The 19,433-nt window shown below is 73.0% G+C and carries 16 protein-coding genes; 12 read left to right on the top strand and 4 right to left on the bottom strand.

Translation table 11 applies throughout. The annotated features are described in order from the left end of the window. Window positions 1–168: 168 nt before the first annotated feature. From AC4F3Q_RS02510 to AC4F3Q_RS02465, 10 genes are all read left to right on the top strand, one after another. Window positions 169–822 carry a Maf family protein gene (locus AC4F3Q_RS02510; RefSeq protein ID WP_491038598.1) on the top strand — a complete coding sequence of 218 codons (654 nt, stop codon included), beginning with the start codon at window positions 169–171 and terminating at the stop codon, window positions 820–822. A gap of 168 nt (window positions 823–990) precedes the next feature. Then, window positions 991–2,763 (top strand): acetyl/propionyl/methylcrotonyl-CoA carboxylase subunit alpha, encoded by a 1,773-nt coding sequence (locus AC4F3Q_RS02505; protein WP_491038597.1) that lies wholly within the window; start codon window positions 991–993, stop codon window positions 2,761–2,763. Window positions 2,764–2,861: 98 nt separating this feature from the next. Then, the gene (gene pgi, locus AC4F3Q_RS02500) at window positions 2,862–4,544 is read left to right on the top strand and encodes a glucose-6-phosphate isomerase (protein WP_491038596.1); all 1,683 of its coding nucleotides are present in this window, start codon (window positions 2,862–2,864) and stop codon (window positions 4,542–4,544) included. Between the two features lie 103 nt (window positions 4,545–4,647). Then, entirely contained in the window at window positions 4,648–5,148 is a 501-nt protein-coding gene (locus tag AC4F3Q_RS02495) for an NUDIX domain-containing protein (protein ID WP_491038595.1), read from the top strand. Window positions 5,149–5,325: 177 nt separating this feature from the next. Continuing rightward, window positions 5,326–6,180 (top strand): iron uptake transporter permease EfeU, encoded by an 855-nt coding sequence (gene efeU / locus AC4F3Q_RS02490; protein WP_491038594.1) that lies wholly within the window; start codon window positions 5,326–5,328, stop codon window positions 6,178–6,180. Window positions 6,181–6,327: 147 nt separating this feature from the next. Next, window positions 6,328–7,554, top strand: coding sequence for an iron uptake system protein EfeO (gene efeO, locus AC4F3Q_RS02485; RefSeq protein WP_491038593.1), 1,227 nt, complete (start codon window positions 6,328–6,330; stop codon window positions 7,552–7,554). 25 nt (window positions 7,555–7,579) lie between these two features. Continuing rightward, window positions 7,580–8,923 carry an iron uptake transporter deferrochelatase/peroxidase subunit gene (gene efeB, locus AC4F3Q_RS02480; RefSeq protein ID WP_491038592.1) on the top strand — a complete coding sequence of 448 codons (1,344 nt, stop codon included), beginning with the start codon at window positions 7,580–7,582 and terminating at the stop codon, window positions 8,921–8,923. Window positions 8,924–8,991: 68 nt separating this feature from the next. Continuing rightward, window positions 8,992–10,974 carry an endonuclease/exonuclease/phosphatase family protein gene (locus tag AC4F3Q_RS02475; protein ID WP_491038591.1) on the top strand — a complete coding sequence of 661 codons (1,983 nt, stop codon included), beginning with the start codon at window positions 8,992–8,994 and terminating at the stop codon, window positions 10,972–10,974. 4 nt (window positions 10,975–10,978) lie between these two features. Then, entirely contained in the window at window positions 10,979–11,482 is a 504-nt protein-coding gene (locus AC4F3Q_RS02470) for a hypothetical protein (RefSeq protein WP_491038590.1), read from the top strand. A 90-nt stretch (window positions 11,483–11,572) separates the two neighbouring features. Next, the gene (locus AC4F3Q_RS02465; protein WP_491038589.1) at window positions 11,573–12,247 is read left to right on the top strand and encodes an HAD hydrolase-like protein; all 675 of its coding nucleotides are present in this window, start codon (window positions 11,573–11,575) and stop codon (window positions 12,245–12,247) included. 62 nt (window positions 12,248–12,309) lie between these two features. On the opposite strand, the gene AC4F3Q_RS02460 is transcribed toward AC4F3Q_RS02465, so the two are convergent. Continuing rightward, window positions 12,310–13,770 (bottom strand): NAD(P)H-quinone dehydrogenase, encoded by a 1,461-nt coding sequence (locus AC4F3Q_RS02460; protein ID WP_491038588.1) that lies wholly within the window; start codon window positions 13,768–13,770, stop codon window positions 12,310–12,312. A 79-nt stretch (window positions 13,771–13,849) separates the two neighbouring features. On the opposite strand from AC4F3Q_RS02460, the gene AC4F3Q_RS02455 reads away from it, so the two are divergent. Further along, window positions 13,850–14,671 carry a purine-nucleoside phosphorylase gene (locus AC4F3Q_RS02455; RefSeq protein ID WP_168446069.1) on the top strand — a complete coding sequence of 274 codons (822 nt, stop codon included), beginning with the start codon at window positions 13,850–13,852 and terminating at the stop codon, window positions 14,669–14,671. A 3-nt stretch (window positions 14,672–14,674) separates the two neighbouring features. Continuing rightward, on the top strand, window positions 14,675–16,513 hold the full coding sequence (locus tag AC4F3Q_RS02450) for a phospho-sugar mutase (RefSeq protein ID WP_491038587.1): 1,839 nt from the start codon (window positions 14,675–14,677) through the stop codon (window positions 16,511–16,513). Window positions 16,514–16,652: 139 nt separating this feature from the next. Here AC4F3Q_RS02450 and AC4F3Q_RS02445 read toward each other — a convergent pair whose 3' ends face one another. From AC4F3Q_RS02445 to AC4F3Q_RS02435, 3 genes are read right to left on the bottom strand one after another with little or no spacing between them, the layout of a single operon-like run. Then, entirely contained in the window at window positions 16,653–17,468 is an 816-nt protein-coding gene (locus AC4F3Q_RS02445) for a siderophore-interacting protein (protein WP_491038586.1), read from the bottom strand. Further along, entirely contained in the window at window positions 17,469–18,173 is a 705-nt protein-coding gene (gene deoC, locus AC4F3Q_RS02440) for a deoxyribose-phosphate aldolase (protein ID WP_491038585.1), read from the bottom strand. It abuts the gene before it with no gap. Continuing rightward, window positions 18,170–19,309, bottom strand: coding sequence for an adenosine deaminase (locus AC4F3Q_RS02435; RefSeq protein WP_168446072.1), 1,140 nt, complete (start codon window positions 19,307–19,309; stop codon window positions 18,170–18,172). The genes deoC and AC4F3Q_RS02435 overlap by 4 nt, the downstream gene beginning before the upstream one ends. Window positions 19,310–19,433 lie beyond the last annotated feature (124 nt).

Below are 19,433 nucleotides of genomic sequence, written 5' to 3'. Positions count from 1 at the left end.
GACGGCACCGTTACCGTCGGGGAGGTGGGAAGCCGGGTGGCGGCAGGAGACGCCTCCAGGAGCTCCCCTCGATCTCCTCGTCCCATCATGGTTCGCGCAGCCTCGGCATCGTCAGGACCAATGTCCCCGGCCGAGGCTCTGCGGGGCACTCTCGGCTAACCTCGGGGCATGCCTCGTCTCGTCCTCGCCTCGGCGTCCCCTGCCCGTTCCGCGACGCTCCGCTCGGCGGGCGTCGAGCCGCTCGTGCGGGTGTCGAGCGTCGACGAGGATGCGAGGCTCGCCGAGGCTGCGGAGCGGCTCGGCCCGCTCGAGCCCGCGGACGCGGTCCTCGTGCTCGCGCACGCGAAGGCGCTCGACGTCGCCGCAGCGTGGCAGGCGGCCGACGAGGAGGACGACGACGTGCTCGTGATCGGCTGCGACTCGATGCTCGAGATCGACGGGGAGATCCTCGGCAAGCCGCACGACGCCGCGACCGCGACGGCCCGCTGGCAGCAGATGCGCGGCCGCTCCGCGACGCTGCACACGGGCCACTGGCTGATCGACCTGCGCGACACGGACGACGACGGCACGGGGGCGACGATCGGCGCGACGAGCTCGACGGTCGTGCACTTCGCGGACGTGAGCGACCGCGAGATCGACGCCTACGTCGCGACGGGCGAGCCTCTGCACGTCGCGGGCGCGTTCACGATCGACGGTCTCGGCGGCCCGTTCGTCACGGGTGTCGAAGGGGACCACCACGGCGTCACGGGCCTCAGCCTGCCGCTCGTGCGCGAGCTCCTGGGCGAGGTCGACGTGACCTTCCCCGACCTCTGGAACCGCTGACCGCGTTGTGCGGCCGCGACAACGCGGCCGCCGCTCGCCCGGGATGCGACGGCGAGCGTTGTAGGTTTCCTACCACCGCGACCGGCCCCAGTTGGTCCCGGGTCCAGTGTTGTGGTCACGGGGCCGTGCCGCTGCCGACTAGGACCTTCATCCGCGTTACCGTGAGCCGTGCCCGCTATCACCAAGGTCCTGATCGCCAACCGAGGTGAGATCGCCGTCCGCGTCATCCGAGCATGCGCCGACGCCTCGATCGCCTCCGTCGCCGTCTACGCCGACCCCGACCGTGAAGCCCTCCACGTCCGTCTCGCGGACGAGGCCTTCGCGCTCGGCGGCGCGCGTGCGCAAGAGACGTACCTCGACATCCCGAAGCTGATCGACGTCGCACGTCGCAGCGGCGCGGACGCCGTCCACCCGGGCTACGGGTTCCTCGCGGAGAACTCCGCGTTCGCGCGCGCCGTGATCGACGCCGGTCTCGTGTGGGTCGGCCCCTCCCCCGACGCGATCGAGGCGCTCGGCGACAAGGTCAGCGCCCGCCACATCGCGCAGCGCGCCGGTGCGCCGCTCGTGCCCGGAACGCCCGACCCGGTCAGCTCCGTCGCCGAGGTCGAGGAGTTCGCGCGCACGCACGGCCTCCCGATCGCGATCAAGGCGGCGTTCGGCGGCGGCGGCCGCGGCCTCAAGGTCGCGCGCACGCACGAGGAGATCGCCGAGCTCTACGACTCGGCCGTCCGCGAGGCCACGGCGGCGTTCGGCCGTGGCGAGTGCTTCGTCGAGCGATACCTCGACCGGCCGCGCCACGTCGAGACCCAGTGCCTCGCCGACGCGCACGGGACCGTCGTCGTCGTCTCGACGCGCGACTGCTCGTTGCAGCGCCGCCACCAGAAGCTCGTCGAGGAGGCACCCGCGCCGTTCCTCACGCCCGCGCAGGAGCGGCAGCTCGTCGAGGCGTCGCAGGCGATCCTCCGCGAGGCGGCCTACGTCGGCGCCGGCACGTGCGAGTTCCTCGTCGGCACCGACGGCACCCTGTCCTTCCTCGAGGTCAACACCCGCCTCCAGGTCGAGCACACCGTGACCGAGGAGGTCACGGGCATCGACCTCGTGCGCGAGCAGCTCCGCGTCGCCGCGGGCGAGCCTCTCGGCTACGACTCCGTCGAGACGCGCGGCCACTCGTTCGAGTTCCGTCTCAACGGTGAGGACCCTGCCGCAGGCTTCCTCCCCGCCCCTGGCACGATCACGCGCTTCGACCTGCCGACCGGCCCGGGCGTCCGCGTCGACTCGGGCGTCACGCAGGGCGACGTCGTCTCGGGCGCGTTCGACTCGATGATCGCCAAGCTCATCGTCACGGGCGCCGACCGGCACCAGGCGGCGCAGCGCGCCCGTCGTGCGCTGCGCGAGCTGCGCATCGAGGGCATCCCGACCGTCGTCCCGTTCCACCGGGCCGTCATGGACTGCGACGCGTTCGTGCCGGCGGGGGACGAGCCGTTCTCGGTGCACACCCGGTGGATCGAGACGGAGTTCACCGACGAGCTCGCCGCGCTCTCACCCGCCGCCCCCGCACAGACGGAGACGACGCCCGAGGCGCCCGCGACCGAGCGCGTCGTCGTGGAGGTCGGTGGCAAGCGCCTCGAGGTCGTCATCCCGGCCGGGCTCAGCATGAAGCGCGGGGGCGGCTCGAGCCGCCCGCAGCGTCCGCGCCGCAGCTCCGGGCGTCCGACGGCGCAGGCCTCGGGCGACACGCTCACGTCGCCCATGCAGGGCACGATCGTCAAGGTCGCGGTCGCCGAGGGCGACCAGGTCGAGCAGGGCGACCTCGTCGTCGTGCTCGAGGCGATGAAGATGGAGCAGCCGCTCGTCGCGCACCGCGCCGGGACGATCACGGGCCTCGCGACCGCCGTCGGCGCTGGTGTCAGCGCGGGCACCGCGATCTGCTCGATCTCCTGACGCGGTCCCGCCGAGCCCGGTAGGCGACAGGTCCCGCCTGCCGGTGCGCCGCGCGGCGTACCGTTGACCCGTCTGCACGTACGACCCTAGGGAGAGCTGTGCCCACCTCACCGATCGACGCCACCACCACGGCCGCCTGGCGCGACCTCACCGCGCACCGCGACGAGTTCCGTGGCGACCTTCGTGGCTGGTTCGAGTCCGACCCGCAGCGCGCGACGCGCCTGACCCGCGTCGCGGGCGACCTGCACGTCGACCTGTCGAAGAACCTCGTCACCGACGAGACCCTCGCGATCCTCGTGCGTCTCGCCGACGAGGTCGACCTGCGCGGCCGCACCGAGGCGATGTTCACCGGCGAGCACATCAACGTCACCGAGGACCGCGCCGTCCTGCACACCGCGCTGCGCCGCCCGACGGGCATGACTCCCGCGCTCGTCGTCGACGGGCAGGACGTGGACGGCGACGTCCAGGCCGTCCTCGCGAAGGTCTACGCGTTCGCGGACAAGGTCCGCTCGGGCGAGTGGACCGGCGTGACCGGCAAGGCCGTCAAGACGGTCGTCAACATCGGCATCGGCGGCTCCGACCTCGGCCCCGTCATGGCGTACGAGGCGCTCAAGCCCTACGCCGGTGACATCGAGCTGCGGTTCGTGTCGAACATCGACCCGTCCGACGTCGCCGAGACCGTCCGCGACCTCGACCCCGAGACAACGCTGTTCATCGTCGCGTCCAAGACGTTCGGCACGCTTGAGACCCTCACGAACGCACGTCTTGCGCGCGAGTGGCTCTGGGAGACCCTCGCGGCCGCGGGCGCGGTCGACTCCTCGGAGGAGAGCCGCAACGGCGCCGTCGCGAAGCACTTCGTCGCCGTGTCCACGGCGCTCGACAAGGTCGCGGCGTTCGGCATCGACCCCGAGAACGCGTTCGGGTTCTGGGACTGGGTCGGCGGCCGCTACTCCGTCACCTCGGCGATCGGCACGAGCCTCGCGATCGCGGTCGGCCCCGACGGGTTCCGTGACTTCCTCGCGGGCTTCCACACGATGGACGAGCACTTCCGCAACGCGCCGTTCGAGCAGAACGTGCCCGTGCTCATGGGCCTGCTCAACGTCTGGTACGTCAACTTCCTCGACGCGCACACCCACGCGGTCCTGCCGTACGCGCAGTACCTGCACCGCTTCGCGGCGTACCTGCAGCAGATGACGATGGAGTCGAACGGCAAGTCGGTCCGCTGGGACGGCTCGCCCGTCACCTCGCAGACCGGTGAGATCTTCTGGGGCGAGCCGGGCACGAACGGCCAGCACGCGTTCTACCAGCTCATCCACCAGGGCACGCGCCTGGTCCCGGCCGACTTCATCGCGGTCGCGACGCCCGCGCACCCGCTGCGTGACGGCGAGGCGGACGTCCACGAGCTGTTCCTGTCGAACTTCTTCGCGCAGACGAAGGCGCTCGCGTTCGGCAAGACGGCCGACGAGGTCCGCGCGGAGGGCACCGCCGAGGAGCTCGTCTCCGCGCGCGTGTTCTCGGGCAACCGTCCGACGACGTCGATCATGGCGCCGTCGCTCACGCCCTCGGTCCTGGGCCAGCTCATCGCGCTGTACGAGCACATCACATTCGTCCAGGGCATCGTGTGGGGCATCGACTCGTTCGACCAGTGGGGCGTCGAGCTCGGTAAGAAGCTCGCGATGGAGATCGCTCCCGCGGTCGGCGGCGACACTGACGCGCTGGCCGCTCAGGACCCGTCGACGCGCGGCCTGATCGAGTACTACCTGGCGAACCGCACCCGCTGACGCGACACGCCTCGAGGACGGCCGCCCCGCGCCCGCGGGGCGGCCGTCCTGCGTCTGCGAGGTGCGCGGGCCCGCGCCCGGTGGGCGGGATACGGTCGTGACCATGGATGCTCGGCACGTCAGACGCCCCGGCGACGGCTGGCTCCCCTGCGCGTGCGGGCGCGAGCACTGGGGCCTGCACGGGGCTGCCGGCCTCCTCCTCGCCCGCACGGTCGCCACGGGCGGCGGCGCGCCGCGCGTCGAGGTCGTCCTGCAGCACCGCGCGGTGTGGTCGCACCACGGCGGCACGTGGGGCATCCCGGGCGGAGCGATCGCTCCCGACGAGACGCCGACCGAGGGCGCGCTGCGCGAGGCTCAGGAGGAGGCCGGGATCGAGCCCGCGGACGTCGTCGTCCGGTCGACCCATGTCCTCGATCACGGCACGTGGGCGTACACGACGGTGCTCGCGACGCTCCGTCCGGGCGCGCCGGGCGCGGTCCGCGAGGCCGACGACGAGAGCCTCGAGGTGCGCTGGGTGCCCGTCGACGAGGTCACCGCGCTCCCCCTCCTGCCCGCGTTCGCCGACGCGTGGCCCGTGCTGCGGGCGAAGATCGAGGCCGGGTAGCGGGCGTCGACCGCGCGGACGGACCGGGCGACCCGGCCGCAGCAGGACACGGTGGTGTCCAATAGGCAACAAGGACGTGCGCTAAATGCCCTGACAGGAGTACGCTCTCGATCGTTCGGTAAGGCTTCCCTTAGAAGGCGCGCCGGCATCCCTGCCCCCGTCCGAAGGACAGCTCCCGTGCTCGCGAACTTCCTGATCGGCCTGCGCGAAGGCCTCGAGGCTGCGCTCGTCGTCAGCATCCTCGTCGCCTACCTGGTCAAGACCGGCCGGCGAGACCTCCTCCCCGCGCTCTGGACCGGGGTCGGCGTCGCAGTGCTCGTCTCGCTCGGCTTCGGCGCCGCGCTCACGTTCGGCCCGAAGGGCCTGAGCTTCGAGGCGCAGGAGGCGATCGGCGGAACCCTCTCGATCGTCGCCGTCGGGCTCATCACCTGGATGATCTTCTGGATGGGCAAGACTGCCCGCCACCTCAAGGCGAACCTGCACCACCGCCTCGACGACGCCGTCGCGGCGGGCAAGGGTGCTGTCGTCGTCATGGCGCTCCTCGCCGTCGGGCGCGAAGGCCTCGAGACCGCCCTCTTCCTGTGGGCAGGCGCGAAGGCGACGGGCGCGAGCACGAACCCGCTCGTCGGCGCCGTCCTCGGCCTCGCGGTCGCGGTCGCGCTCGGCTGGGCCGTGTACCGCGGCGCCGTCCGGCTCAACCTGCGCCTGTTCTTCGCGTGGACCGGCGTCCTCCTCATCGTCATCGCCGCCGGCGTGCTCGCCTACGGCGTCCACGACCTGCAGGAGGCGCGCCTCCTGCCCGGGCTGCACTCGGTCGCGTTCGACGTGTCGGCCCAGGTGCCGCCGTCGTCCTGGTACGCGACCCTGCTCAAGGGCGTCTTCAACTTCTCCCCCGTCACGACGTGGCTCGAGGCCACGGCCTGGGTCCTGTTCGTCGTCCCGGTCATGACGCTCTTCGTCCGCAGCGTCTGGTTCACGCCCACGCCCGCACGCGCCCCCGCGCCCGTCGGCGTCGCCGCCGCCGCGCACTGACCGAGACACGCACCCGAGGCACACCACCTGCGCGGTCGCGGCGGCAGAGCCGCCCGACCCGCCGCGCCCGCTCCACCCTCAGCACACCACTGCCCACCTGACGCCCCGCGCGGCCACCCGCCGACCGGCACGACCCGAAGGACAGCCATGACCCACCGCACCGGACGCCGCCGCGCCGCCCGCCTGCTGCCCGCGCTCGCCGCCGTCGCACTCGTCGCCCCCCTCTCCGCGTGCGTCGACAACGCACCGAGCACGGACGCGACCGGCACCGCGGGTGCGCCGTCGTCCCTCACGGTCGACTCGTCCGCAGACGCGTGCACGCTCTCCGCGACGACCGCGCCGTCGGGCAACCTCGTCTTCACCGTGACCAACACCGGCGCGGACGTCACCGAGTTCTACCTGCTCGCCGACGACGGGCTGCGCATCGTCGCCGAGGTCGAGAACATCGGCCCGGGCCTCTCCCGCGACCTCGTCACGGTCGCGAAGCCCGGCAGCTACTTCACCGCGTGCAAGCCGGGCATGGTCGGCGACGGCATCCGCGCGCCGTTCACCGTCACGGACTCCGGCGCCGACGTCGCGCCGACGGGCGAGCTCGCCGACCAGATCGCCGCCGCGACGACCGGCTACGTCGCCTACATCAAGGACCAGACCGAGCAGCTGCTCACCGGTACGGAAGCGTTCGTCACGGCGTACACCGCGGGCGACGACGACGAGGCGCGCGAGCTCTACGCCCCCACGCGCGTCCACTGGGAGCGCATCGAGCCCGTCGCCGAGTCGTTCGGCGACCTCGACCCGCGCATGGACCTGCGCGAGGCCGACCTCGCCGAGGGCGAGGAGTGGACCGGCTGGCACCTCCTCGAGAAGGACCTGTGGCAGCCCGACGCCGCCGCGAACGGCGGCGAGGAGTACGTCCCGCTCACGGACGCGCAGCGCCAGGAGTACGCCGAGCAGCTCCTCGCCGACACGCAGGAGCTGTTCGACCGCACCCACTCGGCTGAGTTCGCCGACGAGATCACCGCGGACTCCATCGGCAACGGCGCGAAGGGGCTGCTCGACGAGGTCGCGACAGGCAAGGTCACGGGCGAGGAGGAGATCTGGTCGCACACCGACCTGTGGGACTTCCAGGCGAACGTCGACGGAGCGCGCGTCGCGTACGACGGGCTGCGTGACGTCGTCGTCTCGAAGGACGCCGCGCTGACAGAGGACCTGGACGCACGCTTCACCGAGCTGCAGGGGCTGCTCGACGAGCACCGTGACGGTGACGGTTTCGTCCTGTACACCGACCTCGACGAGACTCAGGTCAAGGAGCTGTCCGTCGCGGTCGATGCCCTGAGCGAGCCGCTGTCGCGCCTGACGGCTGCCGTCGTCCTCTGACACCCTGCTCAGCCTCGAGGTGACCATGAACACGGAGAAGGACCCGACGCCCTCGGCGGACGAGTCGCCGTCGGCCCTGTCCCGGCGTGGCCTCCTCGGCCTGGCCGGGGCGGGGCTCGCCGCGGTGGGCCTCGGCGGTCTGGGCGGGTACGCCGTCGCGGGGGCGCGCACGGGTGACGCCGTCAGCACGACGGCGCCCGCCGGGCGGACCTACGCGTTCACCGGGGCGCACCAGGCGGGCATCGTCACGCCTGCCCAGGACCGGCTGCACTTCGCCGCGTTCGACGTCACGACGGCGAGCCGCACGGCGCTCGAGACCCTGCTGCGCCGATGGACGTACGCCGCGGACCGCATGGTCCGGGGTCTCCCGGCCGGCGACCTCGGTCCGTCGTCGGGCCCGTACGACGCGCCGCCGGACGACACGGGCGAGGCGGACGGCCTGCCGCCCGCGGGCCTGACGATCACGTTCGGGTTCGGCCCGTCCTTGTTCGTCGACGCCGACGGCCGGGACCGCTTCGGTCTCGCCGCACGGCGGCCAGCCCTCCTCGAGGACCTGCCGCACTTCCCCGGCGACACGCTCGATCCCGCTCGCACGGGCGGCGACCTGTGCATCCAGGCGTGCGCCGACGACCCGCAGGTCGCCGTGCACGCCGTGCGCAACCTGTCGCGCCTCGCGTTCGGCACGGCAGCGATCCGGTGGAGCCAGCTCGGGTACGGCCGCACGTCCTCGACGTCGACCGCGCAGACGACGCCGCGCAACCTGTTCGGCTTCAAGGACGGGACCGCGAACATCATGGCGGAGGAGACGTCCGAGCTCGCCACGCACGTGTGGGTCTCCCCGGAGGACGACCCCGCGGCGGCGTGGCTCGCGGGCGGCTCCTACCTCGTGGCTCGCCGCATCCGCATGACGATCGAGACGTGGGACCGGGCGCCGCTGCGCGAGCAGGAGACGCTCGTGGGGCGCACGAAGGGCTCGGGGGCGCCGCTCTCGGGCGGCGAGGAGCACTCGGAGCCCGACTTCACGCTCGCGGGTCGGGGCGGTGCGCCGCTCATCGACCCGGCGTCGCACGTCGCGATGGCCCACCCGAGCAACAACGGTGGCGTGCGCATGCTGCGCCGCGGGTACAACTACACGGACGGCTCCGACGGCCTGGGACGGCTCGACGCCGGGCTGTTCTTCGTCGCGTTCGTCCGCGACCCGGCGACGCAGTACGTGCCGATGCAGACGGCGATGGCGCGCAGCGACCTGCTCGTCGAGTACCTCCGCCACACGGGCTCCGGGCTGTTCGCCGTCCCGCCCGGTGTGCCCGACGGCGCGCGGCTGTCCCCGACCGACGGCGCGTTCGTCGGGCAGCAGCTCTTCGCCTGACCACCAGCCGCACGGTCGACGGCCGTGCCGTCCCGACCGGCGGCGCGGCCCCCGGTACGCTCGCGCCCATGACCTTCTCGCGCAAGGCCACCGCCACCTTCACGCTGCTCGCGCTCGTCACGGCGGTCGCCGTCGAGCTGGTCCGCGCTACCGGTCCGATGTTCGACCGTGCGTTCACCGCGGGCATCGTCGTCGTCGCGCTCACCGCGCTCGGGACGTACGTGGCCCCTGGCCTCGTCGCCGCTCTCCTCGTCCGGGGCCGGCCGGTGACCGGGCGAACGGTCGTCCAGGGTGTCGCGCTGCTCGCGGTCGCGCGGGCGGCCGTCCAGGTGCTCGACGGCGTCGCGCGCTACTGGGTGACGCTCGCGGCGGCGGCCCTCGCGATCGGTGTCCTCGTCGTCGTGCTGGTGCGGTCGGTCCGCGTGCTCGGCGCGGCGACTGCGGCGCTCGCCGTGACGACGGGCGGCGCGCTCGCGACGGGCGTCTCGCTCGTGCTCGGCACGTGGGACGCGATCTGGCGCGGCGGCGCGAGCGGCTGGGTGCCGACGGCGCTGACGCTCGTCGCCGCGATGGCGTGCGCGTGGGCGGTCCGGTCCGACGACGCGGCTGACACCACGGGCGCCCGCCCAGCCCGGGTGTGGGTGCTGGGCCCGTACCTCGGCGTCGCGCTCATGGTCGTCCTCAACCCTGCCTACCTGGCGTCGCAGCTCGGGCTCTCGCTGACCGTCGCCGCGAGCGCGCTCGCCGCGGGCGTGGTCCTCGCCGCGGCCCTGACGCTCTGGTCGTTGCCGCGCCAGTCGGCTCTGCTCCCCGCTGCGCTGCGGGCGGTCGTCCTCGTCGCGGCAGCCGCTCTCGTCCTGTTCCCGATCACCGCGGAGGGCGAGGATGCTGGCACGCTCCTCGCGGTGGGGCTCGGCGTCGTCGTGGCCCTGCTCGTGGCCGTGAGCACGACGTCGCTCGCGACCGCGTGGGACGCTCCGGCGAAAGACCGCGGCCCCCGCAGCGCGGGCGTCACCCTCGCTGGGACCGCGAGCGCGGTCGGTCTCGGCGTGATCCTGCCGCTGCTCGTCTACCAGGTCGACTACGACGTGCCGCTCGGCTTCCCGAACGCGTTCGTGATCCTCGCGGCGGTGGTCGCGGTCGCGCTCGGCGGTCTGCGTCGCAGCACGCCGCCGACGGCCGGCGACGCGGCCCCGCCTCGCGCGGAGGCGCGCGCCGCCTGGCTGCACGCCGTCCCCGCCCTCGCCGTCACAGCCGCGCTCGTCCTCGCGGGCGCCGCCGTCAACCGCGTGCAGGTCGAGGAGACGGTGCGCGTCGCGGGCGGCCAGCCGGACGCGCCGCTGACCCTGCTCGACTGGAACCTGCACTACGGCGTGACGCAGGAGCCCGGCCTCGACCTCGGTCGCATGGCCGACGTCATCAACGCGTCCGGCGCGCAGGTCGTCGCGCTCCAGGAGGTCTCCCGCGGCTGGATCATGGGCGGTGGCGCGGACATGGCGACCTACCTCGCCCGCGCGACCGGCATGCGCGTCGTCTCCGCCCCCGCGGCCGACCGCCAGTTCGTCAACGTCCTGCTCGTCTCGCCGTCGGTCGGCGAGCCGCAGCACGTCGTGCGCACCCGCCTCCCGTACGGGGACGGCCCGCAGCAGCGCTCCGCGGTCACCGCGACCGTGCGCAACGCCGCAGGGACGCCGTTCGTCGTGACGAGCGCGCACCTGCAGCACCGCGAAGAGAACACGCCGACGCGGCTGCAGCAGCTCGACGTGCTCATGTCTGCGGACGTCGCGTCCTCCCCTGCGGCCGTGATCGCGGGCGACCTCAACTCCGAGCCCGGCTGGGCGGAGATCGCCTACGTCGAGGCGGCGGGCTACGTCTCGGCTCAGGACACGGCGGGCGACCCGGCCCAGCGGACGTTCCCCGCGCACGCGCCGGAGGTGCGCATCGACTGGATGTTCGGGCGGGGCGTCACCTTCTCGGACGTCCAGGTCCTGCCCGACGGCGGCTCGGACCACCTCCCGATCCTCGCGACCGTGCACCCCGTGGTGGACTGAGACCATGTGGGTCACCGCACCGCTCGACGAGCTGCTGCACCTCGCGCTCCGGGGCGAGGGGCTGCCGCCGTTCGTGACGTCCGCCGAGCTCGTCGGCTCGCTCCTGCGGGCGGAGGTCGACGTCCGCGACCTGCCGGGCCTCACGGGAGCGGCGCGGCTCGCTGCGCGGGCGGTCGGGACGGTGCACCTGGACGTGGCTCTCGCGGGGTACCGGGATGGCGTCGCGCACCTCGCGGTCGAGGCGCACGCCCGCTCCGTGCCCGCGCACCGCCTCGCGGCGCTCTTCACCGGGCCGCTCGACGCCGTCCTGGCGCGGACGCTCACCGACCGCGGCCTGCCGCCGGGCCTGACGACGGTCGGCGAGTCGGGTGGCGTGCTGACGGTCGCGGTACGGGTCCAGGACGCGCTCGACGCGGCGCCGCTGCCGCCGTTCCTGCGCGGCGCGGTGGTCGACGACCTCACCCTCGCGGACTCGCAGGTCGCCGTGGCCCTCACGCTGCCCGCCTGATCGGTCGTCGCCCGCACCGCCGTCTTCTGCACCGCAGGCGCCCGCAGGACGGCGGCGCCCCGCCACCGCGACCTCTGGGAGCATGGGGATGTGCGACACGACCTCATCCTCCTCGACCTCGACGGCACCCTCATGGACTCGGCGGCCGGGATCATCTCGTCGATCCGGCACACGTACGTGACCCTGGGCGTTCCCGCGCCGCCCGACGACGACCTGCGCCGCTTCGTCGGGCCGCCCATCACTGAGAGCTTCCTTGCGCACGGCTTCACGCCTGAGACGCTGCCCGAGGCGATGCGCGTCTACCGGGCGGACTTCGCGGCGCGCGGCATGCACGACAACCGTGTGTTCGACGGCATCGAGGAGACTCTCACCGCGCTCGTCGCGGCGGGCGCGACGCTCGCCGTCGCGACGTCGAAGCCCGAGGTCTACGCGCGCGAGCTCACCGCGGAGTTCGGCCTCGACCCGTACCTCGCGGGCACGTACGGGGCGACCCTCGACGAGCACTCGCGTGCGTCGAAGGCGGCCGTCATCTCGTACGCGCTCCTCGAGCTCGAGGAGACGGCGTTCGCGGAGCGTGGCCTGCCCCCGCTCGAGCGGATCGTCATGGTCGGCGACCGGTCGCACGACGTCGACGGCGCGCGTCTCAACGGGCTCGCGTGCGTGGGCGTCGCGTGGGGCTACGCCGACGAGGGCGAGCTGGCCGCGCACGGCGCGTCCACCGTCGTCGAGACGCCGCACGACCTCGCGGACCTGCTCCTCGGCTGACCGCCGCCCGACCGCCGGGTGGCCGGTGTGCTGCGGCGGCCCGGCTCAGCCTGGCGCGCCGGTCAGTCGAGCCGGCGGTGGTGGCCCATGCGGGCGACCTCGCCGATCGAGCCCGTCAGCGACGGATAGATCGTGAACGCCTCCGCGACGTCGTCGACCGTGAGGCGGTGCTGGACGGCGAGCGTGATCGGGAAGATGAGCTCGCTCGCGCGCGGCGCGACGACGACGCCGCCCAGCACGACGCCCGCGTCCGGGTGGAAGAACAGCTTGACGAAGCCGTGGCGCATGCCGAGCATCTTGGCGCGCGCGTTACGGGCGAGCGGCAGCATCGTCACCGAGTACTTGGACTTCTGCGCCTGGAGCGCGACCTCGGAGTATCCGACCGTCGCGATCTCGGGCGTCGTGAAGATGTTGGCCGCGACCGTGCGCAGGCGGATCGGCACGACCGTGTCGCCGAGGACGTGCGACATCGCGATGCGGCCCTGCTGGGCCGCGACGGACGCGAGCGGGAACGTGCCCGTGCAGTCGCCGGCCGCGTAGATGCCGCGGACCGTCGTGCGCGAGACGCGGTCGACCTGGACGTGACCCGACTCGGAGAGCACGACGCCGGCCTCTTCGAGGCCCATGCCTGCTGTGTTCGGGATCGAGCCGACCGCCATGAGCACGTGCGACCCGGTCAGGACGCGACCGTCGGCGAGCGTCACCTCGACGTGCTCGTCGTCGCCCTCCCCCACGACCTGGGCCGCGACCGCGCGCGAGCGCGGCACGAGCTCCATCCCGCGGTCGCGGAACACCTCCTCGATGACGGCGGCGGCGTCGGCGTCCTCGTTAGGCAGGACGCGGTCGCGGCTCGAGACCAGGACCACGGGCACGCCGAGCGCGTTGTACGCGCCCGCGAACTCGGCACCCGTGACGCCCGAGCCGACGACGATGAGCTTCTCCGGCAAGACGTCGAGGTCGTAGAGCTGCGTCCACGTGAGGATGCGGCGCCCGTCGGGGCGCGCGGCCTCGAGCTCGCGGGGCGTCGCGCCCGTCGCGACGAGGACGGCGTCGCAGCCCACGACCGTCTCGGTGCCGTCCGAGCCCGCGACGACGACGCGCGACGCCGACTCGACGCGTCCCGTGCCGTCGAGGACGCGCACGCCCTCGCGCTCGAGTCGCGTGCGGATGTCCTGGGACTGCGCCTGGGCGAGCGAGCGCACCCGCTCGTTGACGACCCGGAGGTCGACGACAGGGCGCACCGCCCCGCTGCTCGTCCCCGGCACGTCGCCGGTCGGCAGGGAGATGCCGAGCTCCGCGGCACGCTCGGCGATCGTCATCCAGTCGGCGGTCGCGATGAGGGTCTTGGACGGCACGACGTCCGTGAGGACCGCCGCACCGCCGAGCCCGCGACGCTCGACGACGACCACCTCGGCGCCGAGCCGACGGGCCACGAGTGCGGCCTCGTACCCACCGGGACCACCCCCGACGATGACGATCGTGGTGGCCTGGAGATCGCGTGACTGAGTTTCCACGGTGCCCATCGTGCCACCATGCGGACAACCGCACGATCAGGGGCGGCCACCGCCCCGGAGCCGCCAACGCTCTCGGTAAACTTCGCTCATGACGGAACTCGACGCCCCTGGCACCAACCCCTTCGACGTCGCCCGCGAGGCGGCCGCACACATCGCCGAGGCGACCGGAGTCGCGAAGCACGACGTGGCCCTCGTCCTCGGCTCCGGCTGGGGAGGCGCGGCCGACCTCCTGGGCGAGACGGTCGCCGAGATCCCCAGCCACGAGATCCCCGGCTTCTCCGCACCTGCTGTGGCCGGACACGTCGCGACGACGCGATCGATCCGCATCAACGGCACCGACAAGCACGCGCTGGTCCTCGGCTCGCGCACCCACCTGTACGAGGGCAAGGGTGTGCGTCGCGTCGTGCACGGTGTACGCACCGCGGCCGCGACGGGCGCGACGTCCGTGATCCTCACGAACGGCTGCGGAGGCCTCAACCTCGACTGGGCGCCCGGCTCGCCGGTGCTGATCAGCGACCACATCAACCTGACCGCGACGTCGCCGCTCGAGGGCGCGACGTTCGTCGACCTGACCGACCTGTACTCGTCCCGCCTGCGCGACCTCGCCCGTGAGGTCGACCCCTCCCTCCCGGAGGGCGTCTACGCGCAGTTCCCCGGCCCGCACTACGAGACCCCTGCGGAGGTCCGGATGGCTGGCCGCATGGGTGCCGACCTCGTCGGCATGTCGACGACGCTCGAGGCGATCGCGGCGCGGCACGCCGGCCTCGAGGTGCTCGGCATCTCGCTCGTGACCAACCTGGCTGCGGGCATCTCCCCCGTCCCGCTGTCCCACGGTGAGGTCATCGAGGCGGGCCAGGCTGCAGGGCCGCGCATCAGCGCGCTCCTCGCCAAGATCGTCGAGAGGATCTGACCCATGTCCACGCAGGACTCGCTCGTCCCCGAGCTCTCGGACGAGCTGCGCGCCCAGGTCGAGGCGTGGATCGTCGACGACCCGGACGAGGCCACGAAGAACGAGCTGCAGGACCTGCTGTTCGTCGCGTCGGGCCGTGAGCCGAGCACCGGCCCGGTCGCCGACCCGGCTGCCGCTCAGGCGGCGGCCGTCACGGAGATCCAGGACGCGTTCTCGGGGCTGCTGCAGTTCGGCACCGCCGGGCTGCGCGGCCGCATGGCGGCAGGCCCGAACCGCATGAACCGCGCGGTCGTCATCCGCGCGGCCGCAGGTCTCGCCGCGTACCTCCTCGAGGCACGCGCCGCCGTCGGCGACGGCGGCCGCCCGTCGATCGTCATCGGCTACGACGCCCGCTACAACTCTGCGACGTTCGCCCAGGACACGGCGGCCGTCATGACGGCCGCCGGCGTCGACGCGCACCTGTTCCCGGGGCACTGCCCGACGCCGGTCGTCGCGTTCGCGGTGCGTCACCTCGGCGTGGACGCGGGTGTCGTCGTCACGGCGAGCCACAACCCGCCGCAGGACAACGGCTACAAGGTCTACCTCGGTGGCACTCTCGTCACGGACGAGGGTCAGGGTGCGCAGATCGTCCCGCCGTACGACGGGCTGATCGCCGCGAAGATCTCGGCCGTGCCGTCGGTCGCTTCGGTCGCCCGCGCCCACTCGGGCTGGCAGACCGTCGGCGACGACGTCGCCGAGACGTACCGTGCGACCGTGTCGAGCAACGCCCTGCCCGTCGGCCCGGAGGCGCCGCGCGACCTGCGCGTCGTCTACACGCCCATGCACGGCGTCGGCGCGAAGACCGCCGAGGCGGTCCTCGCCGCGGCCGGGTACACGGACGTGCACGCGGTCCCCGAGCAGGTCGAGCCTGATCCGGACTTCCCGACCGTCGACTTCCCGAACCCCGAGGAGCCCGGCGCGATCGACCTGTCGCTCGCGCACGCGCGCCGCGTCGGCGCGGACCTCGTCATCGCGAACGACCCGGACGCCGACCGTTGCGCTGCGGCGGTCTACGACCCGCGCTGGGAGCGCGGGGCCGACGGTGACACCCCGGCGCGGGACGGCTGGCGCATGCTGCACGGCGACGAGGTCGGCGCCCTGCTCGGGTACACGGTCGCGGAGCGTGCGGCGCGTCAGCGCATCGCTCCGGGGACGCTGCGCCTCGCCAACTCGATCGTGTCGTCGCGGCTGCTGGGCCGCATCGCCGCGCACCACCACCTCGAGTACTCGGCGACTCTCACGGGCTTCAAGTGGATCTCCCGCGCGAAGGGGCTCGTGTTCGGGTACGAGGAGGCGCTCGGCTACTGCGTCGACCCCGCCCAGGTGCGGGACAAGGACGGCATCAGCGCGGCGCTCATGCTCGTGCAGATCGCTGACGGTCTCAAGGCGCAGGGCCGCACGCTCGTCGACCTGCTCGACGACCTCGCGCGGCAGCACGGCCTGCACCTGACGGACCAGCTCTCGGCCAGGTTCACTGACCTGTCGCAGATCCCCGCGACGATGGAGCGGCTGCGTTCCAACCCGCCGGAGACCCTCGTGGGGTCGCCCGTCCTGAGCGTCGACGACCTCGCGGACGGTGTCGACGGGCTGCCTCCGACCGAGGGCCTGCGCCTGCTCATGCAGGACGGCTCGCGCGTCATCGTGCGTCCGTCCGGCACCGAGCCGAAGGTCAAGTGCTACCTCGAGGTCGTGTTCCCCGTCGAGATGGACGCGTCGTTCGACATGATCACGCGCGCTCGCGCCGAGGCGCGCGAGCACCTCGAGTCCATCAAGGCGGAGATGCGTACGGCGCTCGGCCTCTGAACCGGCTCGTCGCCCCCTCCCCTAGACAGATCGCCCGTAGGCACACGTCACGTGTGCCTACGGGCGATCTGTCGTTCCGGAGGGAGCGTGCGCGGCGGGCGCGAGCGCGCAGCGCGAGGGGCGGGTAGCGCCGGAGCGCTCAGGTGAGCGCGGCGTCGTCCTGCTCGACCGCGGCCTTCCAGTCGGCCTTCTCCGCGCGCCACGCCTCGTCGGCGCGCCCGAGGCGCCAGTAGCCCGACGCCGACAGGTCCTCGCGCGCGACCCCACGCTCCGAGCGCAGGTGACGGCGCAGCTCGCGCACCATGCCCGCCTCGCCGTGCACGAACGCCTGCAGGCGCCCGGACGGCAGCGGCGCGCGGCGCACCGCGTCGATGAGGGCTGCGCCGAACGACTCGCCGCGCACGACCCACGTAAGCTGCGCGCCGTCGGGCACCGGAAGGTCCTGACGCTCGAGCGCGTCAGCCACCTCGACGAACGCGAACGCCCGCACCCCGGCGGGCAGCCGCTCGAGGGCGACCGCGATCGCAGGCAGCGCCGACTCGTCGCCGACGAGCACGGTCGCGTCGCACGCAGGGTCAGGCAGGAAGTCGCCGCCCTGCCCGCGCAGGACGACCGGGTCGCCAGGACGTGCAGCGCGCGCCCACGGCCCCACGAGCCCGTCGTCTCCGTGCACGACGACGTCGAGCGTCACCTCGTGCCGGTCCGGGTCCCAGCGGCGCACCGTGTACGAGCGCGCCGCACCACGCACACCAGAGAGCGGGGGCACGCCAGCGGGCGCGTGCCCGCCGTCGGGCACCTCGACCTTGACGTAGTGGTCGACCCACGGCAGGTCGACGAAGTCGACGAGGCTGCTCCCGCCGAGCACGAGACGGACGAGCTGCGGTGTCACTCCTGTCGAGGACACCACGACCGCCTCGTGCTCGGCACGCACCCGGGTGGGCGCGGCAGCCGTCACTCAGTAACCGCCGGAGCCGTCGCCCGCGGCGTCGGCGGCGGACTGGCCCGCCGCGATGCCGTCGAGCACGGCAGCGGTGCCGGAGAGGCCGAGGCGGGTCGCGCCGGCCTCGATCATGGCGAGCGCCGTCGCGCCGTCACGGATCGCGCCGGAAGCCTTGACACCGAGGCGTCCACCGACCGTCTCCGCCATGAGCCTGACCGCGTGGACCGACGCACCGCCCGCAGGGTGGAAGCCCGTCGACGTCTTGACGAAGTCCGCGCCCGCAGCCTCCGCTGCGCGGCACGTGCCGACGATCTCCTCGTCGGAGAGCGCCGCCGACTCGATGATGACCTTGAGGATCTTGTCCGCGGGGACCGCGGCACGCACGGCGGCGATGTCGGCCTGGACCGCGGCGAAGTCGCCCGTCTTGGCGACGCCGACGTCGATGACCATGTCGACCTCGTCGGCACCGTCGGCGATCGAGCGGGCCGCCTCGGCAGCCTTGACCTCGCTGTGGTGCTTTCCCGAGGGGAAGCCGCACACGGTCGCGACCTTGAGGCCCTTGGCGTCGAGGGGAAGCATGGACGGCGAGACGCACACGGAGAACACGCCCAGGCGCACGCCCTCGTCGACGAGAGCAGCGACGTCGGCCGCGGTGGCCTCCGGCTTGAGCAGGGTGTGGTCGACGATCGCGGCGACCTCGGCAGGGGTGGTGGTGCTCATAGGGACTTGCGCTCCTCACGGACGACGGTGGCGCGCGGAAGAACGAGCTTCTCGACGAGCTCCTGGCGCTCGTCGAAGCCGATGAAGGCGTTCCACGCCGCCGTCAACGTTACGGCAAGGAAGTCGTCGAGGATCCAGTCGGCCTCGGTCGCGAGAAGGTGCATCTCACGGGTCATCGACGTACCCGACATCAGGCGGTTGTCGGTGTTGACCGTGACGGCGAAGCCGAGGTTCTTGAGCAGGGAGATCGGGTGCTCGCGCACGCTCGGGGCGGTCGCTGTCTGGACGTTCGACGACGGGCACAGCTCGAGAGCGATGCGGCGGTCGCGGACCCACGCGGCGACGGGGCCGACGACGAGCTCGCTCAGGTCCGCCTTGCCGCGCTTGCGCATGGCCTCCGCGGTGCCCTGGATGTCCTCGACGATGCGCGCACCGTGGCCGAGGCGCACCGCGTGGCCAGCCGTGATGGCATCCTCGATCGACGCGACGCCGTCCGCCTCGCCCGCGTGCACGGTGGCAGGCACGAGGTTCTTGTTGAGCATGTCGAACGCGGCGCTGTGGAGCGACGGCAGGAAGCCCTTCTCCGCACCCGCGATGTCGAAGCCGACGACGCCGTGCTTGCCCTTGTTCGCGAGCGTGAGCGCCGCGATCTCCTGGGAACGGTCGGCGTGGCGCATGGCGGTCACGAGCTGCCGCGCCACGATCGCTCCGCCCGCGTCGCGGACCATCTGCTCACCCTGGGCGAGGCCCCGGCCCACGGCCTCGACGGTCTCCTGGAGGCTGAGCCCGCCACGGAGGTGCTGCTCCGGCGCCCACCGCTGCTCGGCGTACACGACACCGTCGGCGGCGAGGTCGAGCACGGCCTCGCGCGCGACGCGCTCGAGGGCGTCGGCCGTCTGCATGACCGCGATCGTGTGGTCGAAGGTCTCGAGGTACTTCACGAGAGAGCCCGAGTCGGCTGCGTCGACGAACCACGTGCCGAGGGCGTCGGCGTCGTTCGCAGGAAGCTGGTGGCCGATCGGCTCGGCGAGCTCGAGGATCGTCTGCGGTCGCAGGCCGCCGTCGAGGTGGTCGTGCAGGACGACCTTCGGCAGCAGGCGGATCTCGTCGACGGTGGGCACGGGAGGCGTTGTCATGCGTGAAGGATAGCCGTCCGCAGCCCCGGATCTGCGCGCTTCCGTGGGCGCGTCACGGGTGATTGCGAACCCTTCGCGCGGGCGGACGCGGGCGCGGGGCGGGCACCGGGTGCCCGCCCCGCGC

The sequence above is a fragment of the Flavimobilis sp. BM9 genome (assembly GCF_058313055.1).
The sequence above is the reverse complement of the archived record's forward strand: the minus strand, read 5'-3'. Positions and strand labels throughout refer to the sequence as shown.